This is a genomic window from Ruegeria sp. YTSA105, from assembly GCF_059610225.1.
In genome coordinates, this window is the sequence record NZ_JBXWNE010000010.1 from 66,831 (window position 1) to 88,780 (window position 21,950).

General features: G+C 58.8%; 16 protein-coding genes. 4 read left to right on the forward strand and 12 right to left on the reverse strand.

What is annotated here, in order from left to right:
- Nucleotides 1–84: 84 nt before the first annotated feature.
- Together AC2FH2_RS13680 and AC2FH2_RS13685 are read right to left on the reverse strand one after the other, a co-directional pair.
- Complete coding sequence (locus AC2FH2_RS13680) at nucleotides 85–1,161, reverse strand: T6SS phospholipase effector Tle1-like catalytic domain-containing protein (protein ID WP_496823960.1); 1,077 nt, start codon at nucleotides 1,159–1,161, stop codon at nucleotides 85–87.
- Complete coding sequence (locus AC2FH2_RS13685; protein ID WP_496823961.1) at nucleotides 1,139–3,430, reverse strand: xanthine dehydrogenase family protein molybdopterin-binding subunit; 2,292 nt, start codon at nucleotides 3,428–3,430, stop codon at nucleotides 1,139–1,141. The genes AC2FH2_RS13680 and AC2FH2_RS13685 overlap by 23 nt, the downstream gene beginning before the upstream one ends.
- A 142-nt stretch (nucleotides 3,431–3,572) precedes the next feature.
- On the opposite strand from AC2FH2_RS13685, the gene AC2FH2_RS13690 reads away from it, so the two are divergent.
- Both AC2FH2_RS13690 and AC2FH2_RS13695 read left to right on the forward strand, forming a co-directional pair.
- The gene (locus AC2FH2_RS13690) at nucleotides 3,573–6,725 is read left to right on the forward strand and encodes a valine--tRNA ligase (protein WP_496823963.1); all 3,153 of its coding nucleotides are present in this window, start codon (nucleotides 3,573–3,575) and stop codon (nucleotides 6,723–6,725) included.
- Between the two features lie 143 nt (nucleotides 6,726–6,868).
- Nucleotides 6,869–8,032, forward strand: a complete 1,164-nt coding sequence (locus tag AC2FH2_RS13695; protein WP_496823965.1) for a benzoate/H(+) symporter BenE family transporter — start codon at nucleotides 6,869–6,871, stop codon at nucleotides 8,030–8,032.
- 205 nt (nucleotides 8,033–8,237) lie between these two features.
- Here the strand turns inward: AC2FH2_RS13695 and AC2FH2_RS13700 are convergent, their stop codons facing one another.
- Complete coding sequence (locus AC2FH2_RS13700) at nucleotides 8,238–9,020, reverse strand: crotonase/enoyl-CoA hydratase family protein (protein WP_281973259.1); 783 nt, start codon at nucleotides 9,018–9,020, stop codon at nucleotides 8,238–8,240.
- 66 nt (nucleotides 9,021–9,086) lie between these two features.
- Complete coding sequence (locus AC2FH2_RS13705; RefSeq protein WP_496823968.1) at nucleotides 9,087–10,157, reverse strand: SMP-30/gluconolactonase/LRE family protein; 1,071 nt, start codon at nucleotides 10,155–10,157, stop codon at nucleotides 9,087–9,089.
- A 93-nt stretch (nucleotides 10,158–10,250) separates the two neighbouring features.
- Here AC2FH2_RS13705 and AC2FH2_RS13710 point away from each other — a divergent pair, with 93 nt between their 5' ends.
- Complete coding sequence (locus AC2FH2_RS13710; RefSeq protein ID WP_496823970.1) at nucleotides 10,251–11,366, forward strand: pyridoxal phosphate-dependent aminotransferase; 1,116 nt, start codon at nucleotides 10,251–10,253, stop codon at nucleotides 11,364–11,366.
- A gap of 124 nt (nucleotides 11,367–11,490) precedes the next feature.
- Here AC2FH2_RS13710 and AC2FH2_RS13715 read toward each other — a convergent pair whose 3' ends face one another.
- The 6 genes from AC2FH2_RS13715 to AC2FH2_RS13740 all read right to left on the reverse strand — a co-directional run bounded on the left by AC2FH2_RS13715 (nucleotide 11,491) and on the right by AC2FH2_RS13740 (nucleotide 20,290).
- Nucleotides 11,491–12,681 (reverse strand): pyridoxal-phosphate-dependent aminotransferase family protein, encoded by a 1,191-nt coding sequence (locus AC2FH2_RS13715; protein ID WP_496823972.1) that lies wholly within the window; start codon nucleotides 12,679–12,681, stop codon nucleotides 11,491–11,493.
- Nucleotides 12,682–12,731: 50 nt separating this feature from the next.
- Complete coding sequence (locus AC2FH2_RS13720) at nucleotides 12,732–13,364, reverse strand: bifunctional 4-hydroxy-2-oxoglutarate aldolase/2-dehydro-3-deoxy-phosphogluconate aldolase (RefSeq protein WP_142638043.1); 633 nt, start codon at nucleotides 13,362–13,364, stop codon at nucleotides 12,732–12,734.
- A 5-nt stretch (nucleotides 13,365–13,369) separates the two neighbouring features.
- Nucleotides 13,370–15,175 (reverse strand): phosphogluconate dehydratase, encoded by a 1,806-nt coding sequence (edd, locus tag AC2FH2_RS13725; protein WP_496823974.1) that lies wholly within the window; start codon nucleotides 15,173–15,175, stop codon nucleotides 13,370–13,372.
- A gap of 2 nt (nucleotides 15,176–15,177) precedes the next feature.
- Nucleotides 15,178–16,623 (reverse strand): glucose-6-phosphate dehydrogenase, encoded by a 1,446-nt coding sequence (gene zwf / locus AC2FH2_RS13730; protein WP_281973264.1) that lies wholly within the window; start codon nucleotides 16,621–16,623, stop codon nucleotides 15,178–15,180.
- Between the two features lie 138 nt (nucleotides 16,624–16,761).
- Complete coding sequence (ptsP, locus tag AC2FH2_RS13735; RefSeq protein ID WP_142638037.1) at nucleotides 16,762–19,005, reverse strand: phosphoenolpyruvate--protein phosphotransferase; 2,244 nt, start codon at nucleotides 19,003–19,005, stop codon at nucleotides 16,762–16,764.
- Between the two features lie 46 nt (nucleotides 19,006–19,051).
- Nucleotides 19,052–20,290, reverse strand: coding sequence for an aspartate kinase (locus AC2FH2_RS13740; protein WP_142638035.1), 1,239 nt, complete (start codon nucleotides 20,288–20,290; stop codon nucleotides 19,052–19,054).
- A 164-nt stretch (nucleotides 20,291–20,454) separates the two neighbouring features.
- Here AC2FH2_RS13740 and AC2FH2_RS13745 point away from each other — a divergent pair, with 164 nt between their 5' ends.
- Nucleotides 20,455–20,811, forward strand: coding sequence for a hypothetical protein (locus tag AC2FH2_RS13745; RefSeq protein WP_142638033.1), 357 nt, complete (start codon nucleotides 20,455–20,457; stop codon nucleotides 20,809–20,811).
- Here AC2FH2_RS13745 and AC2FH2_RS13750 read toward each other — a convergent pair.
- On the reverse strand, nucleotides 20,805–21,443 hold the full coding sequence (locus AC2FH2_RS13750) for an SDR family NAD(P)-dependent oxidoreductase (RefSeq protein ID WP_142638031.1): 639 nt from the start codon (nucleotides 21,441–21,443) through the stop codon (nucleotides 20,805–20,807). The two genes, AC2FH2_RS13745 and AC2FH2_RS13750, sit on opposite strands and share 7 nt — an antisense overlap.
- Nucleotides 21,444–21,446: 3 nt before the next feature.
- Nucleotides 21,447–21,902 carry a DUF1178 family protein gene (locus AC2FH2_RS13755; protein ID WP_271950473.1) on the reverse strand — a complete coding sequence of 152 codons (456 nt, stop codon included), beginning with the start codon at nucleotides 21,900–21,902 and terminating at the stop codon, nucleotides 21,447–21,449.
- Nucleotides 21,903–21,950: the final 48 nt, after the last annotated feature.

Here is a 21,950-nt window from a genome sequence, read left to right on the forward strand (position 1 = left end):
CGATACTTGTTTCAATATATGAGTATTAGGGTCTCACTAACCAGTAAATGTTCCCAGTGATTTTTGTTCGCAGCTGGAACCGAATTACTGCGCTGGATGCGATGGCAAATCCAGCATTGGCACCCAACCGGGCAGTTCGTTTGGCGAAACCGAGACATGCAACCGCTCGGATCGGTCGCGGCCTACTTTGCGGTGCTTGCGCAGAAGGAAAATCTTACCCCAACCGCGCCATGTGCCGACCGAACGCGCATGAGGGTCGATCACAAAGCGGTCTCTCCATCCCTCCGGCAATGGCAGGCCGTGCAGCTCTGCCTTATCCAGCATCCAAACCAGCGAGATGTTGCTAAGAGGGCGGGCTTCTTCAAACCCGTTCAACTGGCCACCCACATCGCCATGGGTGCCTCGGAACCAGACTTGCTCGACATGGCCTTTAAAATCGGGAGTACATTTCCACAGGACCGGCTCGAATACCTCGCGCGTTTCATCCAGCGCCATCGCGTGGTAGCCGTGGCGCGTAGCGGGACCAAGCTGATGGTTGTGGAAGGCGTGGCGATCCTCGGCCCAACGCCAAAGCAGCGGTAGACGCAATCCCAGCGCTTTTACTGTATCCCACACGCCGATCATTTCGATTGCAACATCTTCATGGCAGAACTGCCGGCGAAACGCAGCAGCAGCGCTACCATTGGCATTGCATTCATAGTGGCGGTAGGCCTGTTTGATATTCCTTACGGTCGCATGCTCGGCCTTGAGCAGGCCAATCATATCGATCACACCCGCAAGGCTGCGCACACCGTAGGCCCCACGTGAGTAGCCGATGAAATAGATACGGTCGCCGGGCTTATACCGCGAGGCCAGATAGCCATAGGCCCGGCGTATCTGGCGATTGATCCCCCGCCCCATCATCACATCCAACGAGGACTTCCAGCTTTCCCATTGCACGCCGGCCTCATAGAAGACGGATACCTTGCTTCCCATCTCGCAGCACAGCCGCAGCGCCTGCCCCGCATGAGTTTCATATCCGGGCTCAAGCGTCGACATGGTGCCGTCTAGAATGATGACATGGCTGACAGGTTCACGATGGCGCGTTTCGGCCGAATGCTCGGATCGCAGCGGCCGTCCAAGCCACCCCAGTACCTTTCTACTCAGCCGCGACAGTTGCATCGTTCAGCAGTTCCCATACTTTGTGCGGCGTAAAAGGCATATCGGCCTGCCGCACCCCGTGATCCCAGAGCGCATCTTGAACCGCATTTGCCACTGCAGCCAGCGCGCCCACGGTGCCGGCCTCTCCGCATCCTTTCATTCCCAACGGGTTAGAGGTTGACGGTACCGGCGCCGAGGTAAACTTAATCATGGGTATCTCGGCTGCGCGGGGCAAGGCGTAATCCATCAACGATGCCGTGAGCAGTTGCCCCTGCGCATCATGGACAACATGTTCGGACAGCGCCTGACCGATGCCTTGTGCGACACCGCCATGAACTTGCCCCTCGGCCAGCATCGGATTGATAAGATTACCGAAATCATCGACCACAGTATAGCGGTCTACCCATGTTTCGCCGGTACAAGGGTCAATCACGATTTCGGCAACATGTGCCCCGTTGGGATAGCTACGGTCGTCCAGCGTGATGCTTGACTGATGCTGCAACAAATCAACGCGCCCGTCGGCACGGGCCATATCCGCGGCCTCGGTCAAAGTGGGCGTCAGGTTTGATCCCGGCGCGCGGAAGGTTTCAAAATCAAAGCGCACGTCGCTTTCCTCCACCCCCATCTTATCTGCGAGATAGGGCGTGAATGCGGCAACCATGACGTCGATCGTGGCAAGCGTCGCTGTGCTTTGCACCGTAACTGATCGCGATCCCCCGGTTCCCCCACCATTCGGAAGCTGGTCGCTGTCACCTTGAACTACGGTGATGCAATCTAGGGGAACCCCGGTTTGGTCAGACAGGAACTGAGCATAGACCGTTTCGTGCCCCTGCCCGTTGGATTGGGTTCCGACAAAAAGTTTCAAGGTGCCATCCTCAACGAACTCGATCTTTGCGTTCTCGGAAGGGTCGCCCAAAATGCTTTCGATATAGTAACAAATCCCCTGCCCCCGGAACAAACCGCGTTCAGCATCGGCGATCTTGCGGGCGGCAAAGCCGCTGGACTGTCTTTGACTTTGGGACAGGGCCATGTCGAAATCGCCGACATCATACGTTTCGCCGGTCGCGGTCTTGTAAGGAAATGCCTCAGGCCGGATGAAATTCTTGCGCCTCAACTCCCAGGGATCCACGCCCAGTTCTCGGGCCGCGCGGTCGATAGTGCGTTCAAGGACATATATGGCCTCGGGTCGCCCTGCGCCGCGATAGGCGTCAACCTGCGTTGTATTGGTATAGAACCCCTCGACCCGCAGATAGGTGGTTTGTACATCATAGGCGCCCATCAACACTTTGCTGAAGAGATTGGTTTGTATCGCCTGGCCGAAATGGCTGTTATAGGCCCCGAGATTTACCTTGCTGTGCACCCGATAGGCGGTGATCCGGTGATCGCTGTCAAATGCCAGCTCGGCCAGCGAAGACAGGTCGCGGCCATGGTGATCGGACAACATTGCCTCGGAACGGTCAGACATCCAGTGAACAGGCTGGCCCAACTTCATCGCAGCAACGGCCACGCAGAAATATTCGGGATAGGGCATGACCTTCATGCCAAACCCGCCGCCGACATCCGGGGTCGTGACGCGGATATCCTCGGGGTTGAGCTTTAGCTTTTGCGCCAGCTGAACACGCATGGCCCAAACCCCCTGCCCGCCATAGGAAAAGTGCAACCGCCCATCAACCCAATGCGCCTGACAGCCCCGCGGTTCAATCGACGTGATGATAACTCGATTGTCGTCCACATTCAGTGCAACGGTATGAGCCGCCTGCTGAAACGCAGCAATAGTTGCCGCCTCATCGCCCAGCGCCCAGTCAAATGCCCGATTATCCGGAGTTTCCGCGTGCAGCGTTTCTCCGCCCACACACACGTCCAGTTTTACGGGCAAGTCAGAGGTTTCGACCCAGATCAGCTCGGCCGCATCGCGGGCCTGTAAGGCGGTGTCGGCAATGACTACAGCGACGGGTTCTCCGACAAACCGTATGCGATCCGCGGCCAGCATATGCCGGTCCGGCGCAGCGGCTTTCGAACCGTCTCGGTTATTCAGGATGGCCGCATTCATACACGTGTCGATCCCGGCGGCCTTCAGGTCGTCCAGCGTCATGATGAGCCGCACCCCTTGGGCCGCGCGCGCGTCATCCAGATCCAGCGCCCCAATCACCCCATGCGCCACCTGGGATCGCACGAATACCGCATGCAAAGCCCCGTGCGGCAGGACATCGTCCATATATTGCCCCTGCCCGGTCAGAAACCGCTGGTCCTCGGTCCGTTTGACGGGCTGGCTTTTGCCAAACTTTTCCACCGCGCGCTCCTGTCTCTGCCTCTAGGCGACATTAGGCTGCGATGCATCATTGTCCATAGCCCCGGCGCTTGGCCCTTTCCCTTTTGCTATCCTTTCGATATTGCAAGCGTTAACCCGAATTTGTTGACGCAGGACGCATCCAATGGCGATGGAAAAGACATTCAACGCGGCCGAGGCCGAGGCCCGCATTTACGAGGCCTGGGAACAGGCCGGAGCCTTCAAGGCGGGCGCGAACAGATCGCGCGATGAAAGCTTTACCATCATGATCCCGCCACCCAACGTGACGGGGGCGCTGCATGTGGGACACGCGTTCAATAACACGCTGCAGGATATCCTGACCCGCTGGCACCGGATGCGCGGCTTCGACACGCTTTGGCAACCCGGTCAGGACCACGCGGGCATCGCCACGCAAATGCAGGTTGAAAAGATGTTGGCGGCGCAGGGCAACGAAGGGCGGCGTGAACTCGGGCGCGAGAAGTTCCTTGAGAAAGTCTGGGAATGGAAGGGTGAATACGGCGGCACGATCATTGAACAGCTCAAGCGTCTTGGCGCCAGCTGCGATTGGTCCCGCAACGCGTTTACCATGGCAGGTGCACCGGGTGACCCGCGCACAGGGCATGAGAATTCTGCAAATTTCCACGATGCCGTCATCAAGGTCTTCGTAGAAATGTACGAAAAGGGCCTGATCTATCGCGGCAAGCGTCTGGTCAACTGGGACCCGCATTTTGAGACCGCAATCTCGGATCTTGAGGTCGAGAATATCGAGGTCGCGGGCCATATGTGGCACTTCAAGTACCCGCTGGCGGGTGGTGAGACCTATACGTATGTCGAAAAGGATGAGGACGGGAATATCGTGCTTGAGGAACAGCGCGACTATATCTCAATCGCCACGACACGGCCCGAAACAATGCTGGGCGACGGCGCGGTTGCGGTTCATCCGTCAGATGAGCGCTACGCGCCAATCATAGGAAAACTATGTGAAATTCCTGTTGGACCGAAAGAGCATCGTCGGCAGATTCCGATCATTACTGATGACTATCCCGATCCCGATTTCGGCTCGGGCGCGGTGAAGATCACCGGCGCGCATGATTTCAACGACAACATGGTCGCCAAGCGTGGCGGTATTCCGATGTACCGTCTGATGGACACGCGTGGCGCATTGCGAGCCGATGGCGCGCCCTATGCCGAAGAGGCCGGCAAGGCGCAGGAATACGCGCGCGGCAAGGAGTTCACCGAGAATGAGATCGACGCAATCAACCTGATCCCCGATCACCTGCGCGGGCTTGACCGGTTCGAGGCGCGCGCCAAGGTGGTCGAAGAGATCACCAACGACGGTCTGGCCGTCATGACCCGTGCCGACAACCCGGTTCTGGGCACAAAGCTGGGTGAGGATGACGACCCGGCTGCACTCGTCCCGCTGGTCGAGAGCAAACCGATCATGCAGCCCTTTGGCGACCGCTCGAAGGTCGTGATCGAACCGATGTTCACCGACCAGTGGTTCGTGGATGCCGAAAAAGTCGTCGGCCCCGCGCTGGACGCGGTCAAGGACGGCACGGTCAAGATCATCCCCGAGTCGGGCGAGAAGACCTATTACCACTGGCTGGAAAACATCGAGCCCTGGTGTATCTCGCGCCAGTTGTGGTGGGGGCATCAGATTCCGGTTTGGTATGGCCTCGACCTGTCGGCCGAAAACTTCAAAGATGACGAGAACGACGGCAACCTTGATCTGGTCGAATTGGGTCGTTTGCTGAACGAAGGCGGTATGTTGCACCGTGGCAACGTCATGGAATGCGCGTCGAATCTGGAGGCAGTGACTGAAAAATTCCTGGACGATAATGCAAACATTCCCAGCCCGCTAAGCCACGCAACTGTAATCGAAGTTGCCGATAAGCAAGAAGCGATCCATCAATTCGCCGAAAGCCTTGCTCAGTATGCAGTTGAACAAGACCCGACGAAGCTGGTTTATCCGGTTTGGCGTGACCCCGACGTTCTCGACACCTGGTTTTCCTCCGGCCTCTGGCCCATCGGCACGCTGGGCTGGCCCGAGCAGACCGAGGAGCTGGAACGCTACTTCCCCACGGACGTTCTGATCACCGGCTTTGACATCCTGTTCTTCTGGGTCGCCCGGATGATGATGATGCAACTGGCGGTGGTCGATCAGATCCCGTTCCACACCGTCTACCTGCACCAGCTCGTCCGCGACGAGAAGGGCAAGAAGATGTCCAAGACCACCGGCAACGTCATCGACCCGCTGGAGATCGTGGACGAATTCGGCGCCGACGCGCTGCGCTTTACCAATGCCTCGATGGCGGCGATTGGCGGCGTGTTGAAACTGTCTCGCGAACGCATCACCGGTTATCGCAACTTTGGTACAAAACTTTGGAACGCTGTTCGCTTTGCCGAGATGAACGAGGTCTTCACCGACGCCGTACCGCAACTAGACGTCGCTGATCTGAAACCCAAGGCCGCCGTAAACCGTTGGATCATAGGCGAAACTGCCCGCGTACGGGCCGAGGTCGACGCCGCACTGGAAAGCTATCGTTTCAACGATGCGGCCAACGGGCTTTACGCCTTTGTATGGGGTAAGGTCTGCGACTGGTACGTTGAACTCTCCAAACCGCTGCTACAGGGTGACGATGCCGAAGCACAGGCCGAGACCCGCGCTACCATGCGCTGGGTTCTGGACCAGTGCATGGTCTTGCTGCACCCAATCATGCCCTTCGTTACCGAGGAACTGTGGGGCCTGACAGGCACGCGCGTCAAGATGGTCGTGCACGCCGACTGGCCGACTTACGGCACCGAACTGGTCGACCCAGAGGCGGACCGCGAAATGAACTGGGTGATCTCGGTGATCGAGAACACGCGCTCAGCTCGTGCGCAGATGCGGGTTCCGGCGGGCCTTTATGTACCGATGCTGGTGACAGAGATTGACGCGCATGGCCAAGCTGCATGGGACCGTAACGAGGCGCTGATCAAGCGGCTGGCGCGGATCGACAGCCTGACCAAAGTGGACGCATTTCCCAAGGGGACGATCTCGATTGCCGCGCCGGGTGCGACGTTCGGCTTGCCGCTGGCAGATATCATCGATATCGGCGCCGAAAAGGAACGACTTGAGAAGGCCAAGGGCAAACTTGCCAAGGAATTGGGTGGTTTGCGAGGTCGTCTGAACAATCCGAAATTTGTGGCCTCGGCCCCGGAAGAGGTTGTCGCCGAAGCCAAAGCCAACCTCGCCGCCCGTGAAGAGGAAGAGGTAAAACTGAACGAGGCGCTGGCACGTCTGGCCGAAATCGCCTGATCTTCGTCTGCTCCAAACCGTTCAAGATACCAGACCCCGCCACGCCCGCGTTGGCGGGGTTTTCGTTCCCCGGCCCGGATTTCGCCCTGTTCACCTCCGCTTACGATTGCTAGCAAGTGCAGGTTGATAACGCTGAGGGCAGGATGACACGCGCATTTCCACCAATGCAGACCATCTCAACCGGATTGGTTGTGGCCATCGTCGGCTTTTTCAGCTCATTCCCCATTGTATTGCAGGGGCTGGATGCGATGGGTGCGTCACCGGAGGAGGCCGCATCGGGCCTGATGACCGCCGCCATCGCCATGGGGCTGGCCGCCATCGCGCTGAGCTTGCGCTACAAGTTGCCGATCAGTGTCGCCTGGTCCACGCCGGGTGTCGCGCTGTTGGCTGTATCCGCCACACCTGTCGAGGGATTCTCAGGAGCTATCGGTGCGTTCCTGTGCGCTGGCGCTTTGACGGTTGTGGCTGGGTTGTGGAAACCGCTGGGAAGGTTGGCAGCTGCAATCCCGACCACGCTAGCGCAGGCAATGCTTGCCGGGGTTCTGATGCCTCTATGTATCCTCCCGTTCAAGGCGGCCGTCGAGATTCCGTGGCAGGCGCTACCCGTAATCCTGACATGGTTCATCGCGGGGCGGTTCAACCGGCTGTTTGCGGTTCCCGCGGCAGTGATCGCAGCAGCCATTATAGTCATCCTGAACGCCGGAGATACAACGATCATGCCCGAGCGTCTGATTGCGGCACCGATCTGGGCCATGCCTACATTCTCGCTGGCCTCGGCCATAGGGATCGGAATGCCGCTGTTCATCGTCACCATGGCGACACAGAACATCCCCGGCATCGCGGTGATGCGCAGCTTTGGCTTTTCGCCCGTGCCGGGCAAACTGTTCTCGGCCGTCGGAGGGGCCAGCCTGTTGTCCGCCCCGTTCGGAGCCCCCGCCACCTGCCTTGCCGCCATCACCGCCGCGATGTGCTCAAATCAGGACAGTCATCCCGATCCTGCGCTGCGCTATTGGTCGGCCATCATGGGTGGCGTATTCTATTGCCTGTTTGGTATTTTTGCCGTGGCCATCACCGGATTTGCCGCCCATGCCGATCCGTTGCTGATGGGGACGCTGGCCGGGGTCGCACTGATCGGTGTGCTGGCAAATGCGATCCACGCTGCGCTGGAGGTTGTGGCCGAGCGTGAGGCGGCGATCCTGACTTTTGCTATCACTGCGTCCGGTATCACAGTCTTCGGGCTGGGGGCCGCGGTCTGGGGTTTGCTGGCTGGTGGCATTGCCTATCTGGTGACTAACTGGCTGCGATAGCCGCTTTGCCTTGAGGCCACAGCCAAAGTAAAACCGGCCAAAATTTGGATCATTGGGAACTCTGGTGGTACGCCGGATCAAGAAAGCACAGACCTAGGTCCAACCCAGAGAATTCATTTCAAGTAACGCTGGATCAGATGCGCAAAGCCTACACCCCACTGCCTGACGTGCAGGACCGCGATGCGCATCGGGATTCATGTGGTGACTACTTGAACTTGGGCTTACGGCCCTGCATCTGCGCCATGACAACCTCCATCTGATCGGGTTTGCCGATCAGCTCCACCTGTTCGGCAGATTCGGCCAGCAGAACGTCGGCTCGCGAACGGTTTTCGGCCACGTCGATCAGGCGCTTGGCGGCACGGATGGCTGAAGGGCTTTGGCCTGCGATGTCTTCAGCCAGAGCCAGCGCCTCGGTCAGAGGATCGTCCGAGAGTTTCGTGACCAGCCCCCAATCAGCCGCCTGCGGCGCGCCTATTGGACGTGCAGTATACGTCAGCAAGCGCAGCACGTCCGAGCGGACAAGCTCGGGCAGCAGAACCATGCCGCCCATGTCGGGAATGATACCCCATTTCATCTCCATCACCGCCAATTTCGCCTCGGGGTGGGCAATGCGGATATCCGCGCCCAGTGCGATTTGCAGACCACCACCATAGGCCACACCCTGAATGGCACAGATGACTGGAACGGGGACACGGCGCCAGATCAAGGCAAGCTCCTGCATTTCGTTGGCGTCGTCATGGCTGCGGTTCATCAGCCATTCGGTCGGGTCCTTGTGGGCCATGCTGGCGAAACTGGCCATGTCGAGACCAGCGCAGAAGCTTTTACCCTCACCCGACAGCACCACGGCGCGGGCGTCGGAGACCGCCACCTCTTGCCCGGCGGACAGGATCGCCTTGATCATGGCTTCGTCCAGCGCGTTCATCTTGTCGCCACGGGTTAGCGTGACATGGGCGATATGGTCTTTGTATTCGATGGAAACGCGAGACATTGGTCCCTCCGGAAATCAGTGTTGCGTCAACCATGCCAGCAAGACGAGGACAGTGCCACCACGACGTCAGGGCAAATCAGCGACGGGCATCCGGCCATACCACGGCGAATCCAGCGTCATGACATAGAACAGGTCACCAACGACCTGACCCGCCGTGGTGATGCCCAGCCGCCCACCGGGGTCCTGCAAGGTTTGCAGGATTGTGCCATCCCCGTCGAATTGGACGATCATGCCGCGATGAATCGGCGCCGGTCGCACCAAAGGACCCAGCCGCCAGATCACCTTGCGCAAAAAGGGATAGGGCATCAAAGCTTCACTCGGCACCCGCGGGCTGGCGAAGGCCATCCAATAAGTGCCGTCGCCCTGCGCCGTGAGGTTATCGGGGTATCCCGGCAGGTTTTCCATCAACACCTCGCGCTGCCCAGCACTCGGCCCAGTTAGCCAGAGCTTGTGCACCCGCGCACGGCCAGTTTCGGCGATCAGCAGAAAATCCGTCTGCGGGGAAAGCGCTACACCATTGGTATAGACAAAGCCCTCGGCCACCTTTTTTGTTGTGCCATCAGGGGAATAGCGGGCCACGTATCCCGTATCCGACTGCTCCCAGATGGTCAGGATCGAGGTGGCTTTGGTACCGCCCATGGTTTCGGGATCGAACCGATCAGACGAGTTCGAGAAATAGACCGTACCGTCCGGAGCCACGTCCAACTGATTGGCATAGACCACCGGAGACCCGCCAATCTCGGACACAAGGGATACCAGCGTGCCAGGCCCGGTCCAGCGCATCAGCCCCCTGTAGCTATCTGCGATATATAGCGCGCCGTCCGGCCCAGCTTGCAGACCCAAAGGGCGCCCACCCAGGTCGTCGATCTTGACCGGGCTGTCGCCGTCGATCCGATAAAGCGCGCCGGACATGGATGTCGTGTAGATCGTGCCATCCGGCATGATCGCGATGTCTTCCGGGCCTTCCTCGCCATCCGGCAAAGAGACTAGTTCGAGGCTGTCCAAAGCGTTGTTCTCGGCAATCACGCCGGTAAAGCCCGGAGCTTCGGGCGGCTCCCAGGCCACTGGGTCCACGTCAACAGGCCAAAATATCAAATAGGCAAGCCCCACTAAAGCCAAACCAATCGCGATGCGCATGGACACTCCTTTGTTTTTGTTGGTGCCAGACTGTGGGCACTGTGCAGGCAAAGCAAGGTTGCCTGTCGGATGACCTTGCGTTTATCTGGTTGCATGACCAATCCACGCTATACCCCGCTTGCCCAATCTCTTCCTGCTTCTGTGCCTTTTGTCGGCCCTGAAACACAGGAACGACAGCGCGGTGCACCATTTGTGGCCCGGCTGGGTGCGAATGAGAATGTCTTTGGCCCTTCGCCACGCGCTGTCGAGGCCATGCGGGGGGCAACTGGCGATATCTGGATGTATGGCGATCCGGAAAACCACAACCTGCGCCACGCCCTGGCTGAGTACCACTCCGTCTCACCCGAAAATATCGTGGTTGGCGAAGGCATTGATGGGTTGCTGGGCTATCTGGTGCGCTTGCTGGTTGGGCAAGGAGATACGGTTGTGACCTCGGACGGGGCCTACCCGACCTTCAACTATCACGTCGCCGGGTTTGGCGGGGTGATACACACGGTTCCCTATCGCGACGATCACGAAGACCCTCAGGCACTCTTTACCAAGGCCGCTGAGGTCAAGGCTAAGCTGGTCTATCTGGCCAATCCTGACAACCCTATGGGCAGCTGGCATTCGGGCACTGATATCGTGGCTGTATTGGATGCGCTGCCCGATGGCTGTTTGCTGGTTCTGGACGAGGCATATGTGGAATGCGCCCCCGACGGGACTGCAGCGCCGGTTGCCGCAGATGACCCGCGTGTGATCCGGATGCGCACGTTTTCCAAAGTGTACGGAATGGCAGGCGCGCGTGTCGGCTATGCCATTGGGGCGCCAGGCCTGATCTCGGCGTTCAACAAGGTGCGCAACCATTTCGGTATGAACAAGGCTGCACAAGCAGGCGCGTTGGCTGCGCTGCAGGATGAGGTTTGGCTGTTACAAATCCGTGCCCGCATCTCAGATGCGCGCGAGCGGATCAACGCGATTGCGTTGGAGAACGGGCTGCTCCCTTTACCCTCAGCCACCAATTTCGTGGCCATTGATTGCGGTCAGGATGGGGTGTTTGCCAAGGCTGTTCTGGAGTCGCTGGTGGCGCAGGGGGTTTTCGTTCGGATGCCCTTTGCCGCGCCTCAGAACAGGTGCATTCGAGTGAGCTGCGGCGATGCCTCAAATCTAGGGGCTTTTGCCGCCTCTTTGCCAAAAGCGCTTGCTGACGCCCGGGCGCTGAACGTCTGAAGCTCTCGCTTATGGCCATCGGGACGGGGGCTGTCTGCCCCCATCGCGCAGTTTGCGCGATTCCCCCCAAAAGTATTTTGAGCCAGATGGAGATACAGATTTGCACTGAGATCGGGGGCTGGTCTCAGGTCACAAGCGCGGTGGCGGCGGCTTCTAACGCGCCCTTGCCGCGCGGAATATCAAGGGCGGCCATGGCAGTTTCCACGCCGCCAAGCATCGCCATGACCATCTGTGCATTGATGTGTCCCATATGGCCCAGGCGAAAACAGCCGTCCCAATCTTCCATCCCGAGGCCTATTCCCAAAGTCAGGCCCAGCGATTGTTCGGTATAGGACCGCAATGGGGTTCCGAGCCCTCCACTCAGGCACAGCGCGGTGACCGCATGACTTCGGTCTGCGCGGTCAGCTACATTCAACGACAGCGCACCGCCCTGTGCCCAGATTTCGCAGGCGGTCCAGATTGCCTGAGCGAGGCGTTGATGGCGCGCCCAGACATTTTCGATCCCTTCCGCGTGGATCAGGTCGAGCGCGGCCCGCAGCCCATAGAGATGATGGGTCGGCGCGGTACCATCGAAGTATTGGTAGAATAGCTCGGGATTGGCTCGTGGCTGCCAGTCCCAATACCGGGAAACACGCGGCATTGCGGCCCGTTTTGCCTGCGCCTTGTCGTTGAAGAATACAAACCCCACGCCCGGTGGGGTCATCAGCCCTTTTTGACAGGCGGTAACAGTCACGTCGACACCCCAGGCATCCATCTCGAATTGCTCACATCCCAGCGAGGCGATGCAGTCCGCCATCACCAGCGCCGGGTGACCCAGATCATCCAGCAACGCGCGCAGCGCCGGGAGGTTGTTGCGAATTGAGCTCGAGGTATCCACGTGAACTGCAAGTATAGCTTTGATATCATGCGATGAATCAGCGCGTAGCACCTCGGCAATGCGATCGAAACCCCAGACCGAGCTGGTTCCGAAATCAATCACATCCACCTTGGCGCCGATCCCTTCGGCCATTTCGGCCCATCCATGGGTAAACCGCCCCGATGCGGGGGCAAGCACTGTCTCACCGGGCGCGATGGTGTTCGACAGTGCCGCCTCCCACGTGCCATGGCCGTTGGCAATGTAGATGGCCACGTTATGGACCGTGCGGGCAACGCGACGCAGATCGCGGATCAGATCGGGCATCATCTCGATCAATTCGCCATCGTAGATATTAGGTGACGGTCGGTGCATCGCCTGCAGCACAGCGTCAGGCATGACCGAGGGGCCTGGAATGGCCAGATACTCGCGCCCACGCGCGAGGGAGATTGGATGTGTCATGGGATCAACCTGTTTGAATTGGCCCTACCCTAACGTGGCCAATTTCGGCGTCAATCCATCAGCTTGGCGGCATCCCGGGCAAGCGTTTCGATCCCGGACCAGTTGCCTTCTGCGACCATCTGTTTGGGTGCTACCCAGCTGCCGCCCGCACAGATCACGTTGGACAAAGACAGGTAATCTCGGGCATTTGAAGGCGATACACCGCCCGTTGGGCAGAAGGTGATTTGCGGCAAGGGCGCGCCGATAGCCTTGAGCGCAGGCGCCCCGCCCGAGGCCTCGGCCGGGAAGAATTTCAGCATGTCATAGCCTTTTTCCAGCAGTGCCATCGCCTCGGTGGCGGTTGCGGCGCCGGGCAGCAGGGGCAGGTCTTGGGCTTCGCATGCGGCGATCAGGGCGTCAGTGGCACCGGGCGAGACGCCAAACTGCGCGCCAGCCTCTTTCGCGGCGCGCACGTCATCAGGCGTGATCAATGTACCCGCCCCGACGACGCCACCGGGAACCTGCGCCATCGCCCGAATCGCATCGAGCGCAGCCGGGGTGCGCAAGGTGACTTCGAGCGCAGGAAGACCGCCCGCGACCAGAGCTTCGGCCAGAGGTCGTGCGCTGGCGGCGTCGTCAATTACAAGAACCGGGACAATCGGGGCAAGGGCACAGATTTCACGGGTGCGTTGTGTCTTGGACATAGGTCTTACACTCCGAAGATGCTGGCGCCGGTATCCGCGGTGCCGACAGCGTTGCGAAACGCACCGAACAGATCGCGCCCGACACCATGTTGGTTGGCAGAAAGGTCAGCCGTGGCCGGAGTGCGGTCAAGCACACCTGGGGTGAGGATTTCGAGCGCGCCGTTTATGGCATCCACACGCAGAATGTCGCCATCCTGCAAATAGGCGATCGCACCGCCATCCAGAGCCTCGGGGCAGATATGAATGGCAGCGGGAACCTTGCCGGAGGCGCCGGACATACGGCCATCGGTCACCAGCGCCACCTTTTGCCCCCGGCCCTGAAGGATCGACAGCATCGGCGTCAATGAATGCAATTCGGGCATGCCATTCGCCTTGGGTCCCTGAAAGCGCACAACGACGATGAGGTCATCCGTAAACTCTCCGGCTTTGAACGCCGCCTTGACCGCATCCTGAGTTTGGAACACCCGTACCGGGGCCTCGACCACCTGATGCTCGGGGGCAACCGCCGAAACCTTCATCACTCCGGTACCCAGATTGCCGCTGAGCCGCGAGAGACCTCCTGTAGGTTGGAACGGGTCTTTGGCGGGGCGCAATATCTTGTCATTCAGGCTTTGGCCTGCGCCGTCCTCCCAGGTCAGGTCGCCGTCTTTCAGCTTGGGTTCTTTGGTATAATTGTGCAGCCCCTGCCCCGCGACGGTCAGCGTGTCGGGGTGCAGCAACCCGTCTTCGAGCAGCGTGCCAATGCAATAGCCCAGCCCGCCCGCGGCGTGGAAATGGTTCACATCGGCCAGTCCGTTGGGATAGACTCGCGCGACCAAAGGCACCACGGCGGAGATTTCGGAAAAATCCTGCCAATCCAGCACGATACCGCCCGCGCGCGCCATCGCGATTAGGTGGATCAGCAGGTTTGTCGACCCGCCCGTGGCCATCAGACCGACAATGCCGTTCACAAAGGCACGTTCGTCAAGTATCTGGCAGACCGGCGCATAGTTGTTGCCCAGCGCACTGAGCGACAGAGCACGGCGCGCACCTTCTTCAGTCAGCGCATCGCGCAGCGGTGTGTTTGGATTGACAAAGCTGGATCCCGGAAGATGCAGGCCCATGAACTCCATCAGCATCTGGTTGGTATTGGCGGTGCCATAAAAGGTGCAGGTGCCGGGGCCATGATAGGCGGCCATCTCGGCGGCCATGAGCTCGGCGCGGTTGATCTCTCCGGCGGCAAATTTCTGGCGGATCTTGGCCTTTTCGTCATTTGGCAAACCGCTGGTCATCGGGCCTGCGGGCAAGAATACAGCTGGCAGATGGCCGAACGCCTGCGCGCCGATCACAAGGCCGGGCACGATCTTGTCGCAGACCCCCAGAAACACGGCAGCGTCATAAGTGTTGTGGCTCAGCGCCACCCCTGTGGCCAGCGCGATCACGTCACGTGAGAACAGCGACAGTTCCATCCCCGCCTCGCCCTGCGTGACGCCGTCACACATTGCCGGTACGCCACCTGCCACCTGTGCGGTTCCACCTGCGGCGCGGATCGCATTGCGGATCAGGCCGGGATAGCGCTCGAACGGCTGATGGGCCGACAGCATGTCGTTATAGGCAGTAACTATGCCCAGATTGCCCGCCGTACCAGTGGCCATCGATTGTTGGTCATCGCCTGCGCCGGCATAGGCGTGGGCCTGACCGCTGCAGGACAGATGCGCCCGCGCCGGGCCTTTGGACCGGGCCTGTTCCATCCGCTCAAGATGCGGACCACGCAAATCGGCGCTGCGCGCTATAATCCGTTGCGTGACGTCGGTGATAACTGCATTAACCATGTCTAACCTCCGATCTGACGCCAGCGGCGCCCGTCGCGATGCATCAGCATCAGAGCTTCTTCAGGCCCGGAACTGCCTTGATCATATTTCGATGGCCGGTCACCCCGGTTTTCCCAACCCTGAATAATAGGGTCAACCCAAGCCCAGGCGGCTTCGGCCTCGTCGCCACGCATGAACAGGGTCTGGTCACCGCGGATCACATCCATCACCAGCCGTTCATAAGCGTCCTGAGCCCGCGCATCTGCGCCCAACGCCTCGGCAAAGCTCATATCCAGCGACACATCCGACAGGCGGAACCCGCCCGGACCGGGATCTTTGATGGTGGTGCGCAGGGTGATCCCTTCGTCCGGTTGCAGACGGATCACCAGCACATTTCCATGCAATGGCCCTACATTGGGGAAGATAGTGTGTGGAGGATCCTTGAAGTAGACGGCGATTTCCGACTCGCGCGCACGCAAACGTTTTCCGGTGCGCAGATAAAAAGGCACCCCAGCCCAACGCCAGTTACCCAAATGAACCTTTAGCGCAATATAGCTTTCTGTCCGGCTTGCAGGGTTGCCGACATGGTCCAGATACCCGTCACCGCCCTCGCCCGTGCGGTATTGACCGCGGGCGATATCCGCAGGCATCACCGGCTCAAGCGCCTCGATCACTTTGACCTTTTCATCGCGAACCGCGTTGGGAGAGAACTTGGACGGCGGCTCCATCGCTGTCAGGCACAGCAGCTGTACCAAGTGGTTCTGGATCATATCCCGCATTGCACCCGACTGATCGTAATAGGCCCCGCGCCCCTCGACGCCGACGGTTTCAGCCACGGTGATCTGGACGTGGTCGACATGTGTTGCGTTCCACAACGGCTCGAACAGGGAATTGGCAAAGCGCAGGGCCATCAGGTTCTGCACGGTCTCTTTGCCCAAATAGTGGTCGATCCTATAGATCTGATGTTCTTCGAAACAGGCGCGCAGCCCTTCGTTCAGCGCCTTGGACGAGGCCAGATCATGACCAAACGGCTTTTCCACAACGATACGACTGTCAGGCGTTGCAAGATCGTGATCGTTCAGCCGTTTCGCAATGCCCGAGAACAAGCTTGGGCCGACAGAAAGGTAAAACGCTCGCACAACGTCTGGGCGCAATGACTTGGCCAGATTGTCCCAGCCCGCATCACCCAAGGCATCAACCTGTACATATTCCACGCGTGACAGAAAGCGGTCCAGAACGTCTTTTTTGAATTCCGGCGCGAACTCTTTCATCGAGGCGCGTATCTGATCCCGAAACGCGTCGCTATCAATGGCGGATCGGGCAGACCCGATAATCCGGGCTTCGTCTGGCATCTGGCCGACTTCGAAACGATGACACAAACCCGGCAGGATTTTTCGCTGCGCCAGATCACCGGTCGCGCCAAACAGCACCAGATCGAACGGGTTAACGGGAATTACGCGTGAAACCATCGTCGGGCTCCTTCAATCCTCTGCTGAACCACAATAGCACTTAAAGCTAACAGCGCCGGTGAATAGAAAATGTTATCGCTAACATTCACCATTTCCTTAGGCAAAGCGAGAAAAGAAAGCAAGGGTGGATTTGACGCACTACCCCTGGCTGCGTAACCATTCCATCACAGCCGGCCGCACGGATTGCTCTCCGCGATGACGAGCGTCCGATATGATCTTGCGCACTGCTTGCAGATCTGCCCGCAACAATACGCTTTTGACCGGCCCAATCGACGCCGGGCGCATCGACAACGTCCGGATTCCCATCGCGGCCAGACACAGTGCCTCGACCGGGCGTCCTGCGTCTTCACCGCAGAAGCTGAGTGGCGTATCCGAGATGTTGCAGCGTTCTACGATCCGTTCGATAAAAGTCAGGAAACTGACATTCAGCGAGTCATAGCGGCGGCGGACCAACTCGTTTTCACGGTCGGCAGCAAAGAAGAACTGTTTCAGATCATTGCCACCAATCGAAATGAAATCGACTTCGTCAAAAAACTTCTGCGGTGCAAAAGCGAGTGAGGGTGTTTCCAACATCGCTCCGACTTCAATACTTTCAGGCAGGGCATGGCCCAGACGTTTCTCGCGGTCGATGGTCTTATTCACTTCCCATCGCGCTTCATAATACTCTTCCGCTTGTGCCACGAATGGGAACATGACCGTCAACGGACGACCATTGGCGGCCCGGATCAGAGCCTGCAGCTGCATCCGCATCACGCCGCGTTTATCCAGGCCAACCCGAATTGCGCGCCAGCCTAAGGCCGGGTTCGGCTCCTCGATGTGTTTCATGTATGGCAGAACTTTGTCGGACCCGATATCCAGCGTGCGAAATACCACACGCTTTTTATCGGCCGCATCCAGAACCCGCTGATATTGCGTCACAAGCTCGGAACGCTTGGGCATCTTATTGCGGATCAGGAACTGCAGCTCGGTACGAAACAGGCCCACGCCTTCGGCACCGGAATTGTTCAGCGAAGGCAGGTCCGCCATCAGACCCGCGTTCATCACCAGATTGATCCGCTCTCCATCCCGCGTCACCGTTGGCGTTTCGCGGATTGAGGCATAGCGTTCCTGCGCCTTGGCCTGCATCGCGACCTTATCACGGAACGCGCTGACCACGGTATCTTCTGGTCTCAGCTGCACAGTGCCCTGATCGCCATCAACCAGAATATGGTCTCCGTTCAGGGCCTCGGTCGTAATGCGCCCGACATGGACCACCAGTGGTATGGCCAAAGCACGGGCAACAATGGTGGCATGGCTTCCGACCGAGCCCTCTTCGAGCACGATGCCTTTCAAGGACCGGCCATATTCCAGCAGGTCACCTGGACCGATATTCCGGGCAACCAGGATTGGGTCCGGTGGCAGGTCGGCACTGTTTGTCTGCCCTTGCCCGGTCAAAATGCGCAGCAGACGGTTGCTGAGATCGTCCAGATCCGCCAATCGCTCGCGCAGATAGGGGTCGGAGACTTGGCTCATGCGCGCGCGCGCCTGGGATTGTTCCTTTTCCACCGCAGCTTCGGCGCTAAGCCCAAGTGCAATGTCCTCCTCCATCCGGCGCATCCAGCCTTTGGAGTTGGCGAACATGCGATAGGCTTCCAGAACCTGCAGCTGTTCCTTGTCGCCGTTCTTGGATATCTCGAGCATCTTGTCGACACCGACGCGCAATTCTTCGACCGCCTCGGTCAGACGTTCTTGTTCGCGGTGCGGGTCATCAGCAATCGGGTTGGTAACAACAACGCGCGGTTCGTGCAGCCAGACATGGCCTTCGGCCGAGCCCTCTTGTGCAGGGCCACCTGTAAACTGAACCGGTTGCTGGTGGCGTGGCGACAGAGCCGCGCCCTCGCCAACGAATGCTCCCAGTTCAGCCATTTCGGCCAGAACCATTGCAACCACTTCCAGCGCATAAACTTCATCCGCAGAATATTCGCGCGCGTTGCGGGACTGAACAACCAGAACGCCAAGCTTTTCACCCAGCCGCTGAATCGGCACACCCAGAAAAGACGAGAAACGCTCCTCGCCCGTTTCCGGCATATAGCGAAAGCCCTTGGCTGACGGCGCATCGGGCGTGTTCACGATTTTGCCGGATTTCGCGACGCGCCCCACCAGTCCTTCGCCCATGCGCATACGGGTCTTATGAACAGCCTCGGGCGACAGGCCTTCGGTCGCACAAAGTTCCAGGGTTTCTTCGTCGCGGAACAGATAGATCGAGCAGACCTCGGCCCGGATACTGTCTGCGATCAGGTGAGTGATCCGGTCAAGACGTTCCTGACCGGCAGCTTCGCTCGCCATCTCTTCACGCAGCCGCCCCAGCAGCTTACGGGATTCTGTTTCAGTGCCGTCTGCCATAGCCCAACCAGTCTAAGGTTTCAGGCGTGACCCTTGGCTGAATTGCTCAGGCCGCCTTGTCCAATTCAAAGGCATCATGCAGTGCCTGAACCGCAAGTTCCATGTATTTCCTGTCCACCAAGACGGAAATTTTTATCTCAGAGGTTGTAATGACCTTGATATTGATACCCTCATCCGAGAGTATCTTGAACATTTTAGCCGCAACACCCGATTGCGAACGCATTCCAATCCCGACCACAGAAACCTTGCAGACATCATTATCTGCGACCAGGTCGGCATAGTTCAGCTCTCCCCGGTCTTTCACAGCCAACAGCGCCTTTTCGGCGCGCGTCACCTGATCCGTGGGGCAGGAAAAGGTCATATCCGTGCGCCCTTCGTCCGAGATGTTCTGAACGATCATATCCACATTCACGCCCGCGTCGCTAAGCGCCGTAAAGATGATCGAGGCGATACCGGGGCGGTCCGCCACGGAAACGACGGTCATCTTGGCTTCGTCACGAGAATAGGCCACACCGGCCACAACATTGGATTCCATGATATCCTCCTCGTCGCAGACCAGCGTACCGGCCTCGTCGGATTGTTCTTCAAAACTTGAGAGAACGCGCAATTTCACTTTATATCGCATCGCCAGCTCAACCGAGCGGGTTTGCAGCACCTTAGCCCCAAGCGAGGCCAGTTCCAGCATTTCTTCGAATGAGATCCGATCCAGCTTACGCGCTTTTTGGCAGATGCGCGGGTCGGTCGTGTAAACGCCGTCTACATCGGTATAGATGTCGCAGCGCTCGGCCCCGAATGCGGCAGCAAAGGCCACCGCAGTGGTATCCGACCCGCCACGGCCCAGTGTCGTGATACGGCCTTCAGGGCTGAGACCCTGGAAACCCGCGACAACGGCCACTTTCATGCCCTCGCCGAATTTCTGGTTCAGGTTGTCGGTCGGAATATCCTCGATCCGGGCCTGGCTGTGGGCGCTGGTGGTCAGCAACGGCACCTGCCAGCCCTGCCAACTGCGGGCTGGTACGTCCATCTCTTGCAATGTCAGCGCCATAAGGCCGGCGGTGACGTTTTCCCCCGAAGACACCACGGCGTCATATTCGCGCGCATCAAACAGTGGCGAGGTTTCGTTGACCCAGCCCACCAGCTCGTTGGTCTTGCCCGACATGGCCGAGACGATGACGATCACGTCATAACCCTTGGCCACCTCAACGCCGATGCGCTTTGCAGCACGGCGGATACGGTCCAGATTTGCGACGGATGTGCCGCCGAATTTCATCACGAGTACGGGCATGGGGGCTGATGTCTCCGCGCCTTGGAATTCAGATCCCGTGCGTCTTATGCGAGGGGGGCCGCAAGAGCAAGAGTGCAATACCGCATCAGTCGGGGCCTAGCATCGCTTTACAACCGCGTATGACGGTGTAAGCCTGACGCATCAAATTCACTACGAGGTATTCAATGCACCGTCTTGCCCTTGTCCTTGCCCTATTTTCCACACCTGCGGCGGCGCAAGTCGCCTCGCTGACCGGCACCGACGGTCAAAACGCCTTGGGGAAAGTGCCCTGTGCGACCAGCCCAGGCGAGGCGATGCGCACTTGCAACGCCGAAATGCGGCGCCGTGACGACGGCAGCTCTACGCTTGCGGTTGCGATGGGAAATGGCGAAGTCCGCAACATCTATTTCACCGATGGCATCCCGGATTCGACAAATTCGGCAGCTAAGATCACCTATGAAAACCGAGGCGATGTTATGGTGATTTTCGTTGATCCCGGTGAGGTATATGAGATCCCTAAAGTCGCTCTTGCCCGTCAGTAAGGGTGCGACTGGCCTTCATAGGTTTCAAAGCACCCGGTACTTTCAAGTGACAGAGTATCGAAACGGTTGATCAGGCCCTGAACAGCCTTATCAACCGTGATATCAGCCCCGGTCCCACCCATATCCGTCTGAACCCAGCCGGGGTGGTAAATGCCTACTGAAATGCCGTCGCCGCGCAGGTCCACAGCCAGATTGCGCCCCAGGTTTAGAACCGCCGCCTTGGACGAGCGGTAGATATAGCTGCCACCAGGTGCCCGCGTGTGCGAGGCCATCTGCGAGGATAAAATCGCAATCTTGCCCTGTGCCGCGCGCAGATTGGGCAACAAGGCCTGAACTGTCAGAAAGACCCCCGTCACATTGGCAGCGAAACTCTGCGCCCACATTTCGGCGGGGTAGCCATCGATGGTTTGGGATTTATCCAGATATACACCGGCATTGCAGACCAGCAGATCAACAGGGCGCATTGCCAGTTTTTCCGCCATCGCTTGATGTTGTTTCGGGTCTGTTACATCCAGCGCCACCTCCGCGCTGCCATCCCGAGCCGTGCCCGTTACGTCGCATTCTTGCGCCCGATACCTGTCCGCCAGAACCTTTCCGATCCCCCGCCCAGCACCGGTGATAACAACATGCATGGGCTAGTTCGTCTTGCGCGAAGGTACGAAAGGCAGCGGCGCAACAGGAACGCCGTCATCGATCAATGCCCTGGCTTCTTCTGGCTTGGCCTCGCCATAGATCGCACGTTCCGGCGCGTCGCCCAAATGTATCTTACGGGCCTCTTTGGCAAAATCCTTGCCAACATAATCCGAGTTGTCCTCGACTTTGCGCCGCAGCTCAGAAAGGGCTTTCTCGACATCAACGCTTGGCGTTGCCATGTTGACGACCTCATCCCGAGATGCCGGAACCGTGGTACGAGATTCGACCGTACGTCCGGGGCGGACACGCGGGGTCATGATTGCTTTTTCAACTTGCGGATCACCGCACACAGCGCATGTCACCATGCCCGCGGCGGCAAGTTTGTCGTAAGCGGCGGCTGATTGAAACCAACTGTCAAAGCTGTGACCGCTATTACATTTCAACGCATATTGAATCATGTTCTGTCCAGATGTCGGATGCCAAATAGATACCAACCACTATTGCAA